Raw genomic sequence first — 14,672 nt, forward strand, 5'->3', positions numbered from 1 at the left:
CCCTGCCTACGCCCCCAAGCCCGACAGCGTGATCCTACGCGATCGGATTGACGAACGCGATACCCACCGCGTACAGTGTACGTACAGTTGGTGTCGCTGGCGAAAGGAACGTGGACGTGGAGAAAATGCCCGGGGTGCTCAGCCGGCAGGATATCGAAGCGCTCCTCGCTGGAGATCCGCCGCTGCTCGAGGGGCTGGTAGATCCAGCCCAGCAGCTTCAGGCCAACGGTGTCGACATCACACTGGAAAAGGTCTCGCGATTCCACGGACCCGGACTGCTCGGTCGCGCAAGCCACGAGCGACGGCTGCCTGAAACAACCGACGTCCCATTTACCAGCGACGACACTGTGTTCCTCGCGCCGGGCGCGTATCAGGTTCGTTTCAACGAGACAGTGCATCTGCCCGGTTGGCTCATGGCTTACGCTCGGCCGCGATCCAGCCTCTTGCGCTCGGGCGTCGCGCTGCACACTGCAGTCTGGGACGCCGGGTACTCCGGCCGAGGGATGTCACTGATGGTCGTCTATAACCCCTCCGGATTCCGGGTAGCTCGGGACGCGCGCATCTGTCAGCTCGTCTTCCATTGTCTGACCGAGACCACAGAGACTGCCTACGCAGGCGCGTACCAGTTCGAGGGTCGATTGGCGACCTGAGAGCACGTCCGATCAGGGCAGACTCGACGCTGCGGAGCGGCCACGGCAACTCGTTGCTGAGGCCGATGACGCCCGCCCGTCCGCGGATTATCCCAACCCTCCATGACCGATGCCCCCCCCTATCGCGATCACCGCGGTCGAGCGCGAGATCGCGGCGCAGATTATCGTGCAGCACATCACAATCGCGCGGCGCCGCTGCTAGACTTAGCGCCGATATATTGTCGTTGGAGAGCGATCGTCGCTGCGGCGTCTCAGGAGCACAAACCGAAGATGAACAGGTACGTTCGGGTATTCAGCGCACTCGTCGCACTGGCCCTCGTCACGACCCTGTTGGCGGCATGCGGAGGGGCTTCCACGGCGCCAACGGCAACTACGGCGGTCGCGTCGCCCACGACCGTTGTCCAGGCGACCACAACGGCGCCAACAGAGACCGTTGCCACGGTCACCGGCGCGTCGTCCCCCGTCGCCGAAGCCACCGTCCCCGCCCAGCTGACGAAGGTTACCGTGGGCTTCATCCCGGTTCTGATTTTTGCCCCGGTCATGCTGGCACACGACAAAGGGTACTTCGCCGACTACGGGCTGGATGTTCAGCTCGAGCCGCTGGCCGGCGGGTCAGACATGGTCGTGTTGACGGCGAACGGCAACTTCGACATCGGTCTTGGCGGAACCGGGCCGGCATTCTTCAACGCCGTCGCCCGCGGAATCGACCTGACGATTGTGTCCCCGCTCCATTTCGAGCGTGGTCAGGCGGCAACCCCGTTGGTTGTCTCCAAGAAGCGGTACGATAGCGGCGAGCTGACCAAGCCGGGGGACCTGAAGGGGAAGAAGGTGTCGGTCAACGCGCGCGGCGCAACGGAATACTGGCTCGACACGGCGCTGCGGACCGATGGCCTGACGATCGCCGATGTCGATCTTCAGACATTGCCGTTCCCCGACGTCGCAGCCGCGCTGGATGCTGGCGCGCTCGACGGAGCGATGCTGGGCGAACCACTTGTGACCCAGGCCGAGAAGAACGGGCTGGTTGTCCGCCTCAAAGCCGACTTCCCCGAGAATTTCCAGCCGACGTTCGTCTGGGTGAATCCCGGCTTTGCAACGAAGACGCCAGACCTCGCCACCGGCTTCATGGCCGGGATGCTCCGCGGATGCCGCGATCTGTGGGGTGATAACTGGGATAGCGACGAGAACCTTGCGATCCTCAACAAGTACACCAAGGTTCCGCCGGATCTGATCCGCGAAGCTGCCCGAACGTACTGCGAGCCGAATGGCGAGATCCATGCCGATGACCTCAACACATTGCAGACGTTCTTCAAGGGTCGGGGCCTGCTCGAATACGACACGCCACTTGATGTTGAGAAGCTGATCGATCGCTCCTTCGCCGAGAAGGCAGTCAAGCTCATCGGCGTTGCCGAGGAGCAGTAGCACCGCCGGAGGGCCAACCCGGTATGGAAAGCTCCACCGCCAAGCTGGAAGTGCGTGACCTCGTGGTTACGTATCCATTGGCTCGCGCGGTTGTGACGGCGATCGACCATGTCTCGCTCTCGATTCCGGCCGGCCAGTTCTGCGCCATCGTCGGTCCATCAGGATGCGGGAAGAGCACGCTGTTGCGTTCTATTTCGGGGCTGGTGAAGCCGGCCGCAGGCACGATCGCGATCGCCCATGAGACCTCCGACAAGCCATTGCAGGCAATGGTCTTCCAGGGCCGCTCGGTTTTCCCATGGATGACGGTCCTCGAGAACGCTGCCTATGGTCTGGCAATGCGTGGCGTCGACCGGCAATCCCGTGAGTCCACCGCCGAGCGTTTACTGCGGCAGGTAGGGCTGGGCGAATTCGTGAGGGCCTTTCCTTCGCAACTGTCCGAAGGGATGCGCCAGCGTGTCGCTATTGTTCGCGCGTTCGCCGTCGATCCCGAGCTGCTGCTGATGGACGAGCCGTTTGGCGCGCTCGACGAGCAGACCCGGCTCACCCTTCAGGGCGAGCTTCTGCGTATCTGGGAAGCGACGGGGAAGACCGTCGTGTTCGTCACCCATTCGATCGACGAGGCGATGACGCTGGCGGACCGGATCATAGTTCTAAGCCCACGACCGGGAACAATCAAAGCGGATATCACGGTGCCGTTCGCTCGCCCCCGCACGATCGAAGCGGTTCGTTCGGCGCCGGATTTCGCGTCGCTCTTCTTGCGAATCTGGTCGCTTCTGCGCGATGAAACGCTGTCCCCGGCTCCGGCGGTGACGGCATGACGAGCCTTGCTGCGCGCCGCTGGCTGTCGCTGCTGCTGGCGTTCCTCGGGCCGATCCTCGTCCTCCTCGTCTGGGAGATACTCGCGCGAACCGAAACGATCAACCCGCTCTTCTTCCCGCCCCCGACATCTCTGGAGGCTACGGCACGCGGGCTGATCTCTTCTGGACAGCTCTGGGATGACATCCGTATCAGCATGCTCCGCGTAGGTGCGGGGTTTCTGATTGCTGCCATTCCAGGTGTGCTAATCGGGATGCTGATGGGTCTCTGGTGGCCGGTTCGCGCTGTCGTCTCGCCGATCGCGGCGGCGTTTTTCGCGGTGCCGAAGATCGCGATCCTGCCACTCGTCATCATCATCTTCGGTATCGGCGAGATATCGAAGGTCGCGATGGTTGCGATCAGCGTCTTGTTCCTCGTTGTCCTTGCCACCATGAGCGCCGTGCTGGAGATCGAGAACGGTTACTTCGATGTCGCGCGAAACGCAGGCGCCAGCGTTTGGCAGCAAATCCGGACGGTCGCGTTGCCGGCCGCGCTGCCGGGTATCTTCTCCGGCCTGCGACTCGCCCTTGGCTTCTCGCTGCTCGTGATCGTCGGCACCGAGTTTCTCGCGGCAAAGAACGGCATCGGCTATCTGATCTGGAACTCATACCAGACGTTCGCTATCGAGAAGATGTATGTCGGATTGATTGTTACCGGCCTGCTCGGCTGGCTGCTCAATTTCGTGATGGATGAAGTGGAGCGTGTCGTGATGCCCTGGCGCTCACCCGCCGGCCGGCGACTCTCGATTCCGGTGCCAGAATTCGCCCGCAACTGGTTCATGGCAACTCGCCCGTTCTCGTTCACTGCCTCGATCATCCCGGCACTCGTCGGGACAGCGTTGGCGGCGTACTCCGGATCCTTCTCAGCCGGCCTATTCCTTCTCGTCGTCGTGGCGTCGTTGCTGGTCCATGCCGGCACGAATCTCATCAACGACTACTTCGACCACAAGCATGGAGCGGACACCGCGGAATCAGTCGGCAACGCCGGGTTCATTCAGAGTGGGATCATCAGCCCCAGGGCCATTCTGGCCTTCGGGCTGGTTCTGTTTACGGTCGCGACAGCACTCGGGCTGGTCATCGTCGCGCAGGTCGGTTGGCCAGTGCTGCTGTTTGCTATCCCGAGCGTGCTGGCTGGCTACTTCTACACGGGCGGACCGAGACCATTGGGATATGTCGCGCTCGGCGAGGCGACCGTCTTCCTGTTCATGGGTCCGGTTATCGTTGTCGGCGCCTACTACGTCCAGACACAACACGTCTCGTGGGAAGCAATCGTGCTGTCGATACCGGTCGGCCTGCTGGTGACCGCCATTATTCAGGCGAACAACATCCGCGATATCAGTGATGACACTGAGGTCGGCAAGCGGACATTGGCCACGTTCATCGGCCAGCGCTGGGCGCGACGCGAATACGCCGCGCTCGTCATCGGCGCATACGTCGTTATCACTCTCGTGGCCGTTGGTGGTCTGCTACCGGCCGGCCTGCTGATTGTCTTCCTGACCATTCCCCGAGCAATCGAGCTGGTGCGAATCGTGAGTCGGCGCGACGACGCGGGCATGCTGAATACAGCATTGCGCCTTACCGCCGGCCTTCATCTGCAGTTCGGCGCACTGCTGTCACTCGTTCTGTTCATCGCCGCGATCCGCTAAGCGGCCTCGCCGTTATTGGCGCCCGGCGTAATCCAGAACGAAAACGTCCCGAAGCGAAACACGTCGTGATCCGGATGACGCTCGTCTGGCTCACGACCCGACCAGATCGTTTCGTATGCCTGATGCATGGCAATGATCTCTGCCGGCGCAAGCGGAGAGCGATTATGCGACGGGTAGATATGGTCGACGATCGACGCGAGCTCGGCCAGCGTCTGCAGCGTCGCTCGATACTCCCGCGGATCGCTGCCGGCCCGAAACGCGAACATCGGGCCATCATAGACCGCGTCACCCGGGAACATCACGCGAGCGTCGCGGTCGAGAAACGTCAGGCCGCCGGGTGAATGGCCGGGCGTGTGGAACACCTCGATCGTCCGCCCGCCGAGGTCGATGAGATCGCCCGCGACGAGCGGGGCCGCCCAGTTCGCGCCAGCGATAGCGGCACGCTGGGCATCGAATCCCGCTGGAAGCGATCCATGGAGGTGTTCTGGCTCGAGCCAGCGTCGAAATCGATCGTTCGGGTAGCCGGCCGCGAGATCCTCCGCTTCGGTCGGATGCACCATCACACGGGCGAATCGACTCGTAGCGCCGATGTGATCAAAATGGGCATGGGTCTGCAGGACGATAGGCGGCTTCCGACTCAACTCGGCCACCAGTCCCGCGAGATCGCCTACCCCCATCCCAGTGTCAACGACCGCGACGGCATCTGTTCCCTCAATGAGGTACGACTTCACGTCTTCAGAATGCAACGGCTCCGCGATCATCACCACCTCATCGCGGAATCGCTCCACCTCAAACCAGCTCTGATACCAGGTCCCCATTGAAGCCGCCCGTTCACAAGCACAATCGACTGGGATATGTGGCCCACGTCCGGCTCGCAGAGTACGCACGCCAGCCAACTTCGTCAACCCGCCGTTGACAGCCGCGACGTGCCGCGCCTATCCTCCTGCGGCTCATATGGAGCGCGTGTTCGGGAGGGGGATGCCACGGTGGCCGAACCAACGTCGATGTATGACCTTGTCAAGACGCTGACTGAGATTCCAGGGCCAACAGGCCAGGAGGATCTGGTTCACCAATGGTTAGCCGATCGCTGGTCGGGCGTCGCCGAGGAAGTCATCGTCACCGGAGTCGGCAACGTCCTTGCCAGAATAGGCGGGCATGGCCCCAACCTCATCATTCTCGGCCACGGCGATGAGCTGACGCTGATGGTGACTTCTATCAGCGACAACGGGCTCCTTCGCGTCTGGCCAGCAGGTCGTGATCTGCGCGGACGGCCGGCGCTCCGGTACGTACCAATCAATCAGCCAGTCGTCGTCATGGCAGATTCTGGCCCGACTGATGGGCAGCTGGTCTACGCCAGCGGCCACGTCATCAGCGCGTCCGAGGAGAAGGGGCATTTCGACTGGGCGGACTGGTTTGTAGATCTCGGCTATACCAACCGTGATCGTGTGATTGACCTCGGTATTCGCCCAGGCTCCCGCATCGTGGTGAATCCCTCCACCCGGCGGCTCGGCGACGCGATCATCGGCAAGGCGATGGACAACCGGGCAGCGCTGGCCATCGCGACCTCGGTGGCTGAACGCGCGGACATCGCGCAACTGCGCCACACACTGTGGGTTGGCTCTACGATCCAGGAAGAGAACGGAATGTTGGGGGCGTCCAGTATCCCCGAGGCCGCAGACTTCACGTTTGCGATCAACCTGGACGTCGGGCTCTGCGGAGATGTGCCGGGGACGAAACCAGAGACGCACCCCGCGAAGCTCGGCGGTGGGCCAATCCTTGTCCACCAGGATTCCTCGGTGCACTATTCGCATCGGATGACGATGGCACTGGCCGAGGTTGCCGAAACACAATCGATCCCGGTGCAGCACGCCGTCTACCAGAACTATGGAAGCGACGGCGCGGAGCTGATCCGGCGCGGGATCGAGACAGTCCTGCTGACGATGCCGACCCGGTACACGCACTCGCCGAACGAGATGGTGACCGAGCCGGAGCTCATTCAGTGCGTGGATCTGATCCTCGCCTACCTTGAGCGTGACCCGTTGCCGCCGCGCTGGGGCGTCGCTGGCTGATCGGCCGCGTCGCCACGGCAGTCAGTCCGCGGCGACGATCAATGAGGCCTCATCGCCGATGCTGGCGCGTTCGACGCGGGCGGCGAATTGTTCGTTGTAGAGCCGGGAGTAGAGTCCGGCGCGTTCAATCAGCTCGCTGTGGGTGCCCCGCTCGACGATATTGCCATGGTCAACGACCAGGATTAGGTCGGCGGCCAGGATCGTCGAGAGTCGGTGCGCAATCGCGATCGTGGTCCTGCTGCGCATCAGCGGCTCGAGCGCGGTCTGGATCAGGCGTTCCGATCGAGTATCGAGGGCCGAGGTCGCCTCATCGAGAATCAGCACTCTCGGGTCCTTGAGAATCACCCGCGCGATCGCGAGTCGTTGCTTCTCGCCACCCGACAGCCGGAAGCCACGCTCGCCGACGACGGTGTCATAGCCGAGGTCGAGTTCCATGATCCGATCGTGGATCGCGGCCGCCTTCGCCGCGGCGACCAGCTCGTCGTCGGTCGCGTCGGGCCTGCCATACCGCAAGTTGTCGCGAACCGACGCGTGGTAGAGATGCGTCTCCTGGGTAACCGCGCCGATGACCGATCCGAGTGACTCAAGCGTGACATCACGAACGTCATGGCCGTCGATCGACACAGACCCGTGCTCGACGTCGTAGAGTCGCGCCAACAGATACGTCAGCGTCGTCTTGCCGGCGCCAGAGGGGCCAACGAGCGCGATCAGCTCGCCTGGCCGGCCCTCGAAGCTGATGCCTTCCAGCGTCCACGGCCGGCTCTCGCCTTTGTCGTCAACAACACCGTTGCTCGCGGCGGCCTCGCCATAGCGGAAATGGACACCGTTGTACGCAACGTGCCCCTCGACGCGAAGCGGGTCAAGCGTGACAGCATCGGGTGCGTCGATGATTTCCTGTGGTCGATCCAGATAATCGAAGATACGCTCGAACAACGCCAACGCTCCCTGAATGTCAATCTGGATATTCAGCAGCGCGCCAAGCGGGAAGAACAGGCGAGCCTGAAGCGTGGTGAATGCAACGAGGTCACCGATCGTGAGTGCCGCACTACTTCCCGAGGAGATGATCGAACGGCCGGCAAGCCAGTACGCGAGTGCTGGCGCGATCGCAAAGAAGGTCCCGACAGTCATGAAATACCAGCGCCCGACCATCTGCTGCCGAAGTTGCAGGCCGGAAAGATGATCGTTCTCCGCGCCGAAGCGCTCGATCTCCTGCGACTGGCGGCCGAACGTCTTGGTGAGCAACACGCCGCTGACTGACAGCGTCTCTTCGACCATTGAGCTCATGTCAGCCATTGATCGTTGGGTCTGGCCGGAGAGACGGCGACGTGTCTGTCCGACGCGTTGCGTGAGATAGAGCGCGATCGGCAGCAACGCAAACGACAGCAGTGTCAGCCGGCCGGAGATCAACGCCATCGCGACGACTGTCGAGATCACGGTTGTCAGATTCGCGACGATACTGGCGGCCGTGTTCGTCAGAACCGACTGAACGCCACCAACGTCATTCGAGAGCCGCGACTGGATCTCACCGACGCGGGTATTCGTGAAGAAGCTGAGGGACATTCCCTGAAGGTGCGAGTACAGCTTCAACCGGATATCTCGCATCACTGCCTGGCCAACACGATTGCTGAGGTATGTCTGGCCGACGCCGATCAGGCCGGCGGCAATCGGGGCCACGATCATCAGAGCGACGTACAGATTGAGCAGTGACATGTCACGTGAAGGAATCGCGTGGTCGATGATCTGCTTGAGCAGGAGCGGATTGACAAGGCCAATCGCCGACGACACCAGGATCGCAAACGCGATCACTCCAATTTGGGCGCGATATGGGCCGAAGACGCCGATGACTCGGCGAAGTGTTTCACGATCCTGGTTCGGGTTACGTGTCGTGCGCGGGGTTTCCGGGCTATGGTCTGGCCCGCCCCGATTGATCGGCATTGGCCGTAGGTACGCGTATTCTCGCATGGCAACTCCTCTGATCCATCAACGATGTCAATGATGATCAGTCTAGGAGTGCGGGCTCAATCAGGGACCCCGCCATTCGAGCAGGTGAAGGATCGCTCGTCCGGCCAGCTCAGTGAGTAGTCGTTGGTGTGTCGAGTGGAAATGTCATACAGACGTTCGTCCCAAGGCCGGCGGAACTGCCGACTCGGAGTGAACCGCCCAATCTTTCCGCCCGTTCCCGCATACCCTGGATGCCAAAGTGATTCGAGAGGCGCTCGTGCTTGAGCGTGGTCGTGTCGAATCCTGGCCCGTCATCGCGAACCTCAACACAGATCTCAGTATCGATCGTGATAGAAATCGACACGTCAGCGTCGTACGCATGCTTCCGGCAGTTTGTCAGGCACTCCTGAACGAAACGGTAGATCGTCGCTTCCATGTGATACTGCAAGAGCGGCAACGCGAGCGGCGCGTTGATCGTGACTTGCGTTTCGACATCGATCATATGCTGCGTCGCGAGCTCCTGGATCGCTTCCTCGAGTGAGTGGTGCTCGAGTGGCGCGGCGCGCAAATCAAAAACGGAGCGGCGCGCCTCATCCAGATTCGCCCTTGCCAGCCCGAGCGCCCGGTCGACTCGCTCGACGAGCGGTGAGTCCCCCAGTGTGGCGCCAATCGCCTCCAATTGCAGGATAATGCCGACGAGTCCCTGCGCGATCGTGTCGTGGATCTCGCGAGCGAGGCGATTCCGCTCCTCGGAAACAGCAACGTCAGACGCCTGCTCGAAGAGCACTGCGTTCTCGATCGCCACGGCTGCGACGTTGGCAACTGTTGCAAGGAGCTCGATATCGCGCGCTCGATAACTGTTGGGAGCATATGACTGCGCGCTGATACTTCCAATCACATCGTTCCCTCGAACCAGGGGAGCGATCAGAACTGACTGGATCCGCACAGACATGTCGCCATACCGCTCCCAGCCCTCGAAGTCAGCCGCCAGGCATGCTTCGACGATCTTCGGCTTCCGCTCGGTCATGGACTCGTAGTACTCAGGCGGAAGGTGAACGTCGTGGCGTGGCGAGAACCTCTGGCCGAGATCCGAGATGTAGACAAGGTCGTTCGTCCCGTCCGGCTGGCGCAGCACGATCAGGAACGCATCTGCGACCATGATTCGCATGATCTCGTGATGGATCGAGCGATAGATCTCGGAAAGGTTCAGCGAGGACGACACGACGGCAGAGACCCGGTTGATGATCTCCATTTCGGTGATCTGCGCTTGCGCGTTCTCGAATAGTCTCGCGTTCTCGATCGCGACCGCGGCATTGTCAGCAAAGACACCAACGATCTCGGCATCCGTGTCCGCGAAGGAGCCATTGAAGATGGAAATCGTCAGGACGCCAATTGATTCGCCGCGAACCCGCAGGGGCGCAGATAGCAGCGACACGGTCCATCGCGGCTGTTCGACTCTATCTTTCGCGCCTGTCCCGGCCACAACATCATTAGAGATAACCGGCCGGCCGCTCCGATAGCAGCGTCCCGCGAGGGTTGTCTCGACCGGCGCGAGTGTGCCTGACAGGGCGTCATCCGGATCTCCCGATGAAGCAATCAAACGAAGCTCCTGCCCCGACTCGTCGGCCAGCCGAAGTCGCGCAGTTGCGCCGTTCATCAGGGTGGCAGCTTCGGTGACAATCGTCTGCAGCGTCGCCTCGACCGCGAGTGAGCTTGTCACTGCCGCGCCAACACGTTGGAGTGCCAGCAGGCGGGCGCGACTGGTGGCTTCGGCGGCCGCTTTGGTCTCGAGCTTTCCGGTGATGAGCGATAGCGCCGTGGACGCGAACTCGCGCACGAGCCGACGGAGAACGCGTTCGCTCTCGATCATCGCAGGTGAGTGACGGTCGGCGGGATTCAGGCCGCGGTCGAACGCATCGCACCCGCCCATCAGCCCGGCAAGGAGATCGTCGACGCCCATATGATCTCGATCGATCGCCCGTTCAAGTCTCGCGAGGAAGCGCCGTTCAGTAGCTGCGTCGCCGCGCGTTGACTCGATGAGCGCGTCGATGACTTCACCGATTCGATCTCGCAGAACAGACTGGCTCATCCGTTGATAGGCAGGGCTTACGTCCCAGGCAACATCGCGCCACGCGGCAGCAACCGCGTCGCGATGCCGAACCAGCGGATGGTTCTCGAAGCTAGTCTCAGCTTCAGGCTCTGTCATTACAACGCCGAGCGTCTTCCTGCGATCGGTTCCGCGCGTTACCGGTCATTGCGGAACACCGCCTGTATCCCCGCATAGGGGTAGGGATTCTACCTGATTCCGCACGATCGGAATGTCCGAACCGATCGCGTGATGGGGATATACTCGGAGCGACGACCGATGATTCGTTGTCAGTAAGGAACTGCCGTGGTCTCCGCCCCGTCGAAACCGGATAAGAAAGCCTTCAGACGCCGCGTTGACGCAGCGGTTGCGGATGAGCAGTTGCGGACCGCCCTCCAACGCGCCTTACCGGAGTTTGGCCGGCGGCGCGTCCGCGCGTTTGAAGATCAGGATTTCTCCGCGCGCCGCCGCCGCGTTCACGACATCAAGGCCAGCGCGATGGCTGAACTGCCGGATCTCATAGAGCGTTTTACTCGCGAGGCCGAGGCCGTTGGCGCAGTCGTTCATCGCGCCGCAACGGCCGAGGACGCGCGCAGGATCATCTGCGACATTATCGACGAGCAAGGCGCGCGACTTGTCGTCAAGAGCAAGTCCATGGTCACCGAGGAGATCGAGCTGAATCCGGCGATCGAGTCACGAGGCGTCCGTGTCGTCGAGACCGATCTCGGCGAATGGATCATGCAGCTCGCGGGGGAGCACCCGTCCCATTTGATCGCGCCGGCCGTCCACAAAACCCGTGAGCAAATTGCGGAACTGCTCTCGAAAGAGGTTGGGGAGGAGCTGCCACCAGACCCGGATCAACTGGTCCGGGTTGCTCGAGAGCGGCTGCGCCAATCATTCATCGACGCGGACGTGGGCATTTCTGGCGCGAATATCGCCATCGCCAACAGTGGCACGCTCGTTATCGTCACGAACGAAGGCAATGGCCGGCTAGTCACGACGCTCCCGCCGGTCCACATTGCAGTCCTCGGGATCGAGAAGATCGTCCCGACGATGGAGGATGCAACCGCGATCCTCCAGGTCCTTCCACGCTCTGGCACCGGCCAGAAGATCACCAGCTATGTGTCGTTCATGACTGGGCCCAGCCGCAGCGCCGACATCGAATTGACACTGACAATCGGCGTACACGGCCCGAAGGAGCAGCATATCGTTCTGCTCGACAACGGAAGATGGGCCGCGCGGGAGGATGACGAGCTTCATGAGGCGCTGCATTGTATCCGTTGCGGCGCGTGCTCGAATGTCTGCCCGCCGTACCAGATTGTCGGCGGCCACGTGTTCGGCCATATCTATACTGGTCCGATCGGGCTGATCATGACGGCAATGCATCATGGGCTCGAGCATGCCGCCGGCCCGCAGAGTCTCTGCGCGTCCTGCAACGCCTGTGAAATGGTCTGCCCGGCCGAGATTCCGATACCGCGACTGATTCTGGATGTGCGTGCCCGCTCTGTCGAAGCATTCGGCATGCCTGCCACCAAGGGATTTGCAATCTCACACTGGGCCGACCCGAAGGCGGGCGAGCGTTGGGCCGGCCTCGCAGCGCGCGCAGCGAGCATCGTCGCCGACAACGATGGAATCGTCCGTCGCATTCCCCTGCAGCCGGCCATGACGAACGGACGAGCGCTCCTGGCGCCGACCACCCGGCCATTCCGGTCCCGGTTCGCCGAGGCGAACGCTGCGCCTGTGCGCGAGCTTGCCAGTAGCCAGGTAGCGGGCAGAACCGCCGCGATCTTCCCCGGCTGCATGACCGACCGCATCACGCCAGCAATGGCAGAGGCGATGGTTCGCGTCCTCCGCGCCTGTGGCTGCGACGTTCGTTACCCGGTCGATCAACACTGCTGTGGGCTGGTGGCACTGAACTCCGGCGACCGACGCCACGGGCGGGAGATGGCGGAGCAGACGATCCGCGTCCTCGAGGCGACCGAGGCTGACTGGGTCGTAACCACCAGCACCAGTTGTCTTGCAGCGATGCTTCAGGATTATCAGCATCTATTCCGGCACGACGAGAGCTGGCGCACACGCGCGGCCAACCAGGCTGCCCGCATCGTCGACATCACCACATTCATTGACGAACACGCCCAACTGGATCCTTCGGACTTTTCGCCACCAGCGACGTCGCCAGTCGTTACGTATCACGATGCCTGCCAGTCGCACAACGCGCTCGGTCTGGGCGCCGGAGCGCGACGTATCATCCTGGATACACTGGGGCTGGAGCTGCGTGAGATGGCGGATTCGAGCGTGTGCTGTGGGTTCGGCGGCGCGTTTTCAATGGACTACCCGAACGTCTCGAGCGCGATCCTCGCCAAGAAGCTTGACAATATTCTCGCGACCGGCGCGGAGATCGTCGTGTCTGACAACCCCGGGTGTCTGATGCAGGTGCAGGGCGGACTGGCCAGCCGCGACAAGCCAGTCCGGGTTCTGCACATCGTCGAGCTACTGGCCGAGCGTATCTAGGGCTCGGCAACGACCGGCGGTCGACGTTTCCAGACCTGTGTTGCCTGCTCGAATGCGCGGGCGATCTGCAGCACGCCGAAATCATCATGCCAGCGGCCGACGATCTGGACGCCGACCGGCAGCCCGTCCTCGGTGAACCCGCACGGAACCGAAATGGCCGGCAGGCCGGTCAGCGTGATGAAGTAGGCCGACTTCATCCAGTCGATGTACGTCTCCATCTGCACCCCGTCAATCTCGGTCGGGTATTCGATCCCGACCGGGAACGGTGGCACCTGATTCACCGCGCAAATCAGGAATTCATAGGATTCAAGGAACTCCGTAACACGGGTATAGAGCTGAGAGCGCAACACCTGAGCCCGGTTGATCTCCAGAGGAGTCAAAGCCAGCCCCTTCTCGGTGTTCCAGATGATCGTGTCTTTGATCAGCTCGCGATGGCTGCGCAGCTTCTCATGATGGCCGAGCGCAAAGTCAAGCGCGCGCAGCGTCTGGAAAGCCTCGTTGGCGCCGGTGAAATCAGGCGTCGCCTCGTCAACCTCACAACCAAGGTCAGCGAACACTCCGCGCTGGCGCTCCAGCACCGACCGCACCTGCGGGTCGAGCGGAAGCCCACCCAGATCAGGCGCCCAGGCGACGCGGACCCCGGCGAAGTCGCGATCCAGTGGCCTCGCGAAAATGCCGCCCGGCTCGTCGATCGAGATTGGCGACCGTGGATCAGGTCCCGCGATCGTGCCAAGGAACAGCGCCACATCGTCGACAGTCCGCGCCATCGGCCCCTTGACGCCGAGATTGCCCCAGGCATTGAACGAGGGGACGACGGGGACTCTGCCAGGTGAGACACGGAAGCCGACCACGTTATTGAAGTTGCCGGGGTTCCGCAGCGATCCGCCCATGTCGCTGCCGTCAGCGATCGGCAACATGCCACATGCAAGCGCGGCGCCGGCCCCGCCACTCGACCCGCCGCACGTTCTGCCCGTGTCATACGGATTGAGCGTCGCCCCGAATACCGGGTTAAACGACTGCGATCCCGCGCCAAACTCCGGCACATTCGTCTTGCCGATGGTGAGCGCGCCGGCGGCCTTGATCCGCTGAATCATCAACGTATCGTGCAACGGCACGTGATCGCGGAATATCGGGGAGCCAAACGTGGTGCGAATCCCGGCTGTTTCCTCAAGGTCTTTGTGCGCGATCGGTAGCCCGTGAAGCGGCCCGACGGCTTCTCCCGCCGCAACCGCGTCGTCTGCAGCGCGCGCCATCGCCATCGACTGTTCGGGGTCGACTTGTGAGACGATCGCATTGACCCGAGGATTGACGCGCTCGATCTGCGCGAGGTGCGCTTGCATCACCTCGACCGCAGAGAGCTCTCGCAAACGGATACGACTCGCCAGATCGCGCGCAGTCGCGAAACAGATATCGTCATTCGTCACAACGCACCCTCTCCATCACGTCACGTCCCGTGGACGACGGACACTATCGTCGCCGGGACAAGCCGAGGATGC

General features: G+C 62.2%; 10 protein-coding genes. 6 read left to right on the forward strand and 4 right to left on the reverse strand.

What is annotated here, in order from left to right; all coding sequences use genetic code 11:
• Positions 1 to 125: 125 nt before the first annotated feature.
• The 4 genes from V9F06_07615 (at position 126) to menA (ending at position 4,569) form a co-directional block, all read left to right on the forward strand.
• A complete protein-coding gene (locus V9F06_07615) occupies positions 126 to 650 on the forward strand; it encodes a deoxyuridine 5'-triphosphate nucleotidohydrolase (GenBank protein ID MEI2617485.1) in 525 nt (174 codons plus the stop codon).
• Between the two features lie 270 nt (positions 651 to 920).
• Positions 921 to 2,069 carry an ABC transporter substrate-binding protein gene (locus V9F06_07620; protein ID MEI2617486.1) on the forward strand — a complete coding sequence of 383 codons (1,149 nt, stop codon included), beginning with the start codon at positions 921 to 923 and terminating at the stop codon, positions 2,067 to 2,069.
• Positions 2,070 to 2,092: 23 nt separating this feature from the next.
• On the forward strand, positions 2,093 to 2,887 hold the full coding sequence (locus V9F06_07625) for an ABC transporter ATP-binding protein (GenBank protein MEI2617487.1): 795 nt from the start codon (positions 2,093 to 2,095) through the stop codon (positions 2,885 to 2,887).
• Positions 2,884 to 4,569, forward strand: coding sequence for a 1,4-dihydroxy-2-naphthoate octaprenyltransferase (gene menA / locus V9F06_07630; protein MEI2617488.1), 1,686 nt, complete (start codon positions 2,884 to 2,886; stop codon positions 4,567 to 4,569). The genes V9F06_07625 and menA overlap by 4 nt, the downstream gene beginning before the upstream one ends.
• Here the strand turns inward: menA and V9F06_07635 are convergent.
• On the reverse strand, positions 4,566 to 5,387 hold the full coding sequence (locus V9F06_07635) for an MBL fold metallo-hydrolase (GenBank protein ID MEI2617489.1): 822 nt from the start codon (positions 5,385 to 5,387) through the stop codon (positions 4,566 to 4,568). The two genes, menA and V9F06_07635, sit on opposite strands and share 4 nt — an antisense overlap.
• A gap of 168 nt (positions 5,388 to 5,555) precedes the next feature.
• Between V9F06_07635 and V9F06_07640 the strand changes: the two genes are divergently transcribed.
• Positions 5,556 to 6,638 (forward strand): M20/M25/M40 family metallo-hydrolase, encoded by a 1,083-nt coding sequence (locus tag V9F06_07640; GenBank protein ID MEI2617490.1) that lies wholly within the window; start codon positions 5,556 to 5,558, stop codon positions 6,636 to 6,638.
• A gap of 21 nt (positions 6,639 to 6,659) precedes the next feature.
• Here the strand turns inward: V9F06_07640 and V9F06_07645 are convergent, their stop codons facing one another.
• Both V9F06_07645 and V9F06_07650 read right to left on the reverse strand, forming a co-directional pair.
• The gene (locus tag V9F06_07645) at positions 6,660 to 8,600 is read right to left on the reverse strand and encodes an ABC transporter ATP-binding protein (protein MEI2617491.1); all 1,941 of its coding nucleotides are present in this window, start codon (positions 8,598 to 8,600) and stop codon (positions 6,660 to 6,662) included.
• A gap of 109 nt (positions 8,601 to 8,709) precedes the next feature.
• Positions 8,710 to 10,785, reverse strand: a complete 2,076-nt coding sequence (locus tag V9F06_07650; GenBank protein MEI2617492.1) for a GAF domain-containing sensor histidine kinase — start codon at positions 10,783 to 10,785, stop codon at positions 8,710 to 8,712.
• A 261-nt stretch (positions 10,786 to 11,046) separates the two neighbouring features.
• Here V9F06_07650 and V9F06_07655 point away from each other — a divergent pair, with 261 nt between their 5' ends.
• Positions 11,047 to 13,176, forward strand: coding sequence for an LUD domain-containing protein (locus tag V9F06_07655; protein ID MEI2617493.1), 2,130 nt, complete (start codon positions 11,047 to 11,049; stop codon positions 13,174 to 13,176).
• Here the strand turns inward: V9F06_07655 and V9F06_07660 are convergent.
• On the reverse strand, positions 13,173 to 14,600 hold the full coding sequence (locus V9F06_07660; GenBank protein MEI2617494.1) for an amidase: 1,428 nt from the start codon (positions 14,598 to 14,600) through the stop codon (positions 13,173 to 13,175). The two genes, V9F06_07655 and V9F06_07660, sit on opposite strands and share 4 nt — an antisense overlap.
• Between the last annotated feature and the right edge of the window lie 72 nt (positions 14,601 to 14,672).

Source organism: Thermomicrobiales bacterium (assembly GCA_037045155.1).
Lineage (GTDB): Bacteria > Chloroflexota > Chloroflexia > Thermomicrobiales > CFX8 > JAMLIA01.

Excerpts from the sequence above, each read along its gene's own strand:
- V9F06_07615 (MEI2617485.1), top strand. The coding sequence starts at position 126 with ATGCCCGGGGTGCTCAGCCGGCAGGATATCGAAGCGCTCCTCGCTGGA.
- V9F06_07620 (MEI2617486.1), top strand. The coding sequence starts at position 921 with ATGAACAGGTACGTTCGGGTATTCAGCGCACTCGTCGCACTGGCCCTC.
- V9F06_07625 (MEI2617487.1), top strand. The coding sequence starts at position 2,093 with ATGGAAAGCTCCACCGCCAAGCTGGAAGTGCGTGACCTCGTGGTTACG.
- menA (MEI2617488.1), top strand. The coding sequence starts at position 2,884 with ATGACGAGCCTTGCTGCGCGCCGCTGGCTGTCGCTGCTGCTGGCGTTC.
- V9F06_07635 (MEI2617489.1), bottom strand. The coding sequence starts at position 5,387 with ATGGGGACCTGGTATCAGAGCTGGTTTGAGGTGGAGCGATTCCGCGAT.
- V9F06_07645 (MEI2617491.1), bottom strand. The coding sequence starts at position 8,600 with ATGCGAGAATACGCGTACCTACGGCCAATGCCGATCAATCGGGGCGGG.
- V9F06_07650 (MEI2617492.1), bottom strand. The coding sequence starts at position 10,785 with ATGACAGAGCCTGAAGCTGAGACTAGCTTCGAGAACCATCCGCTGGTT.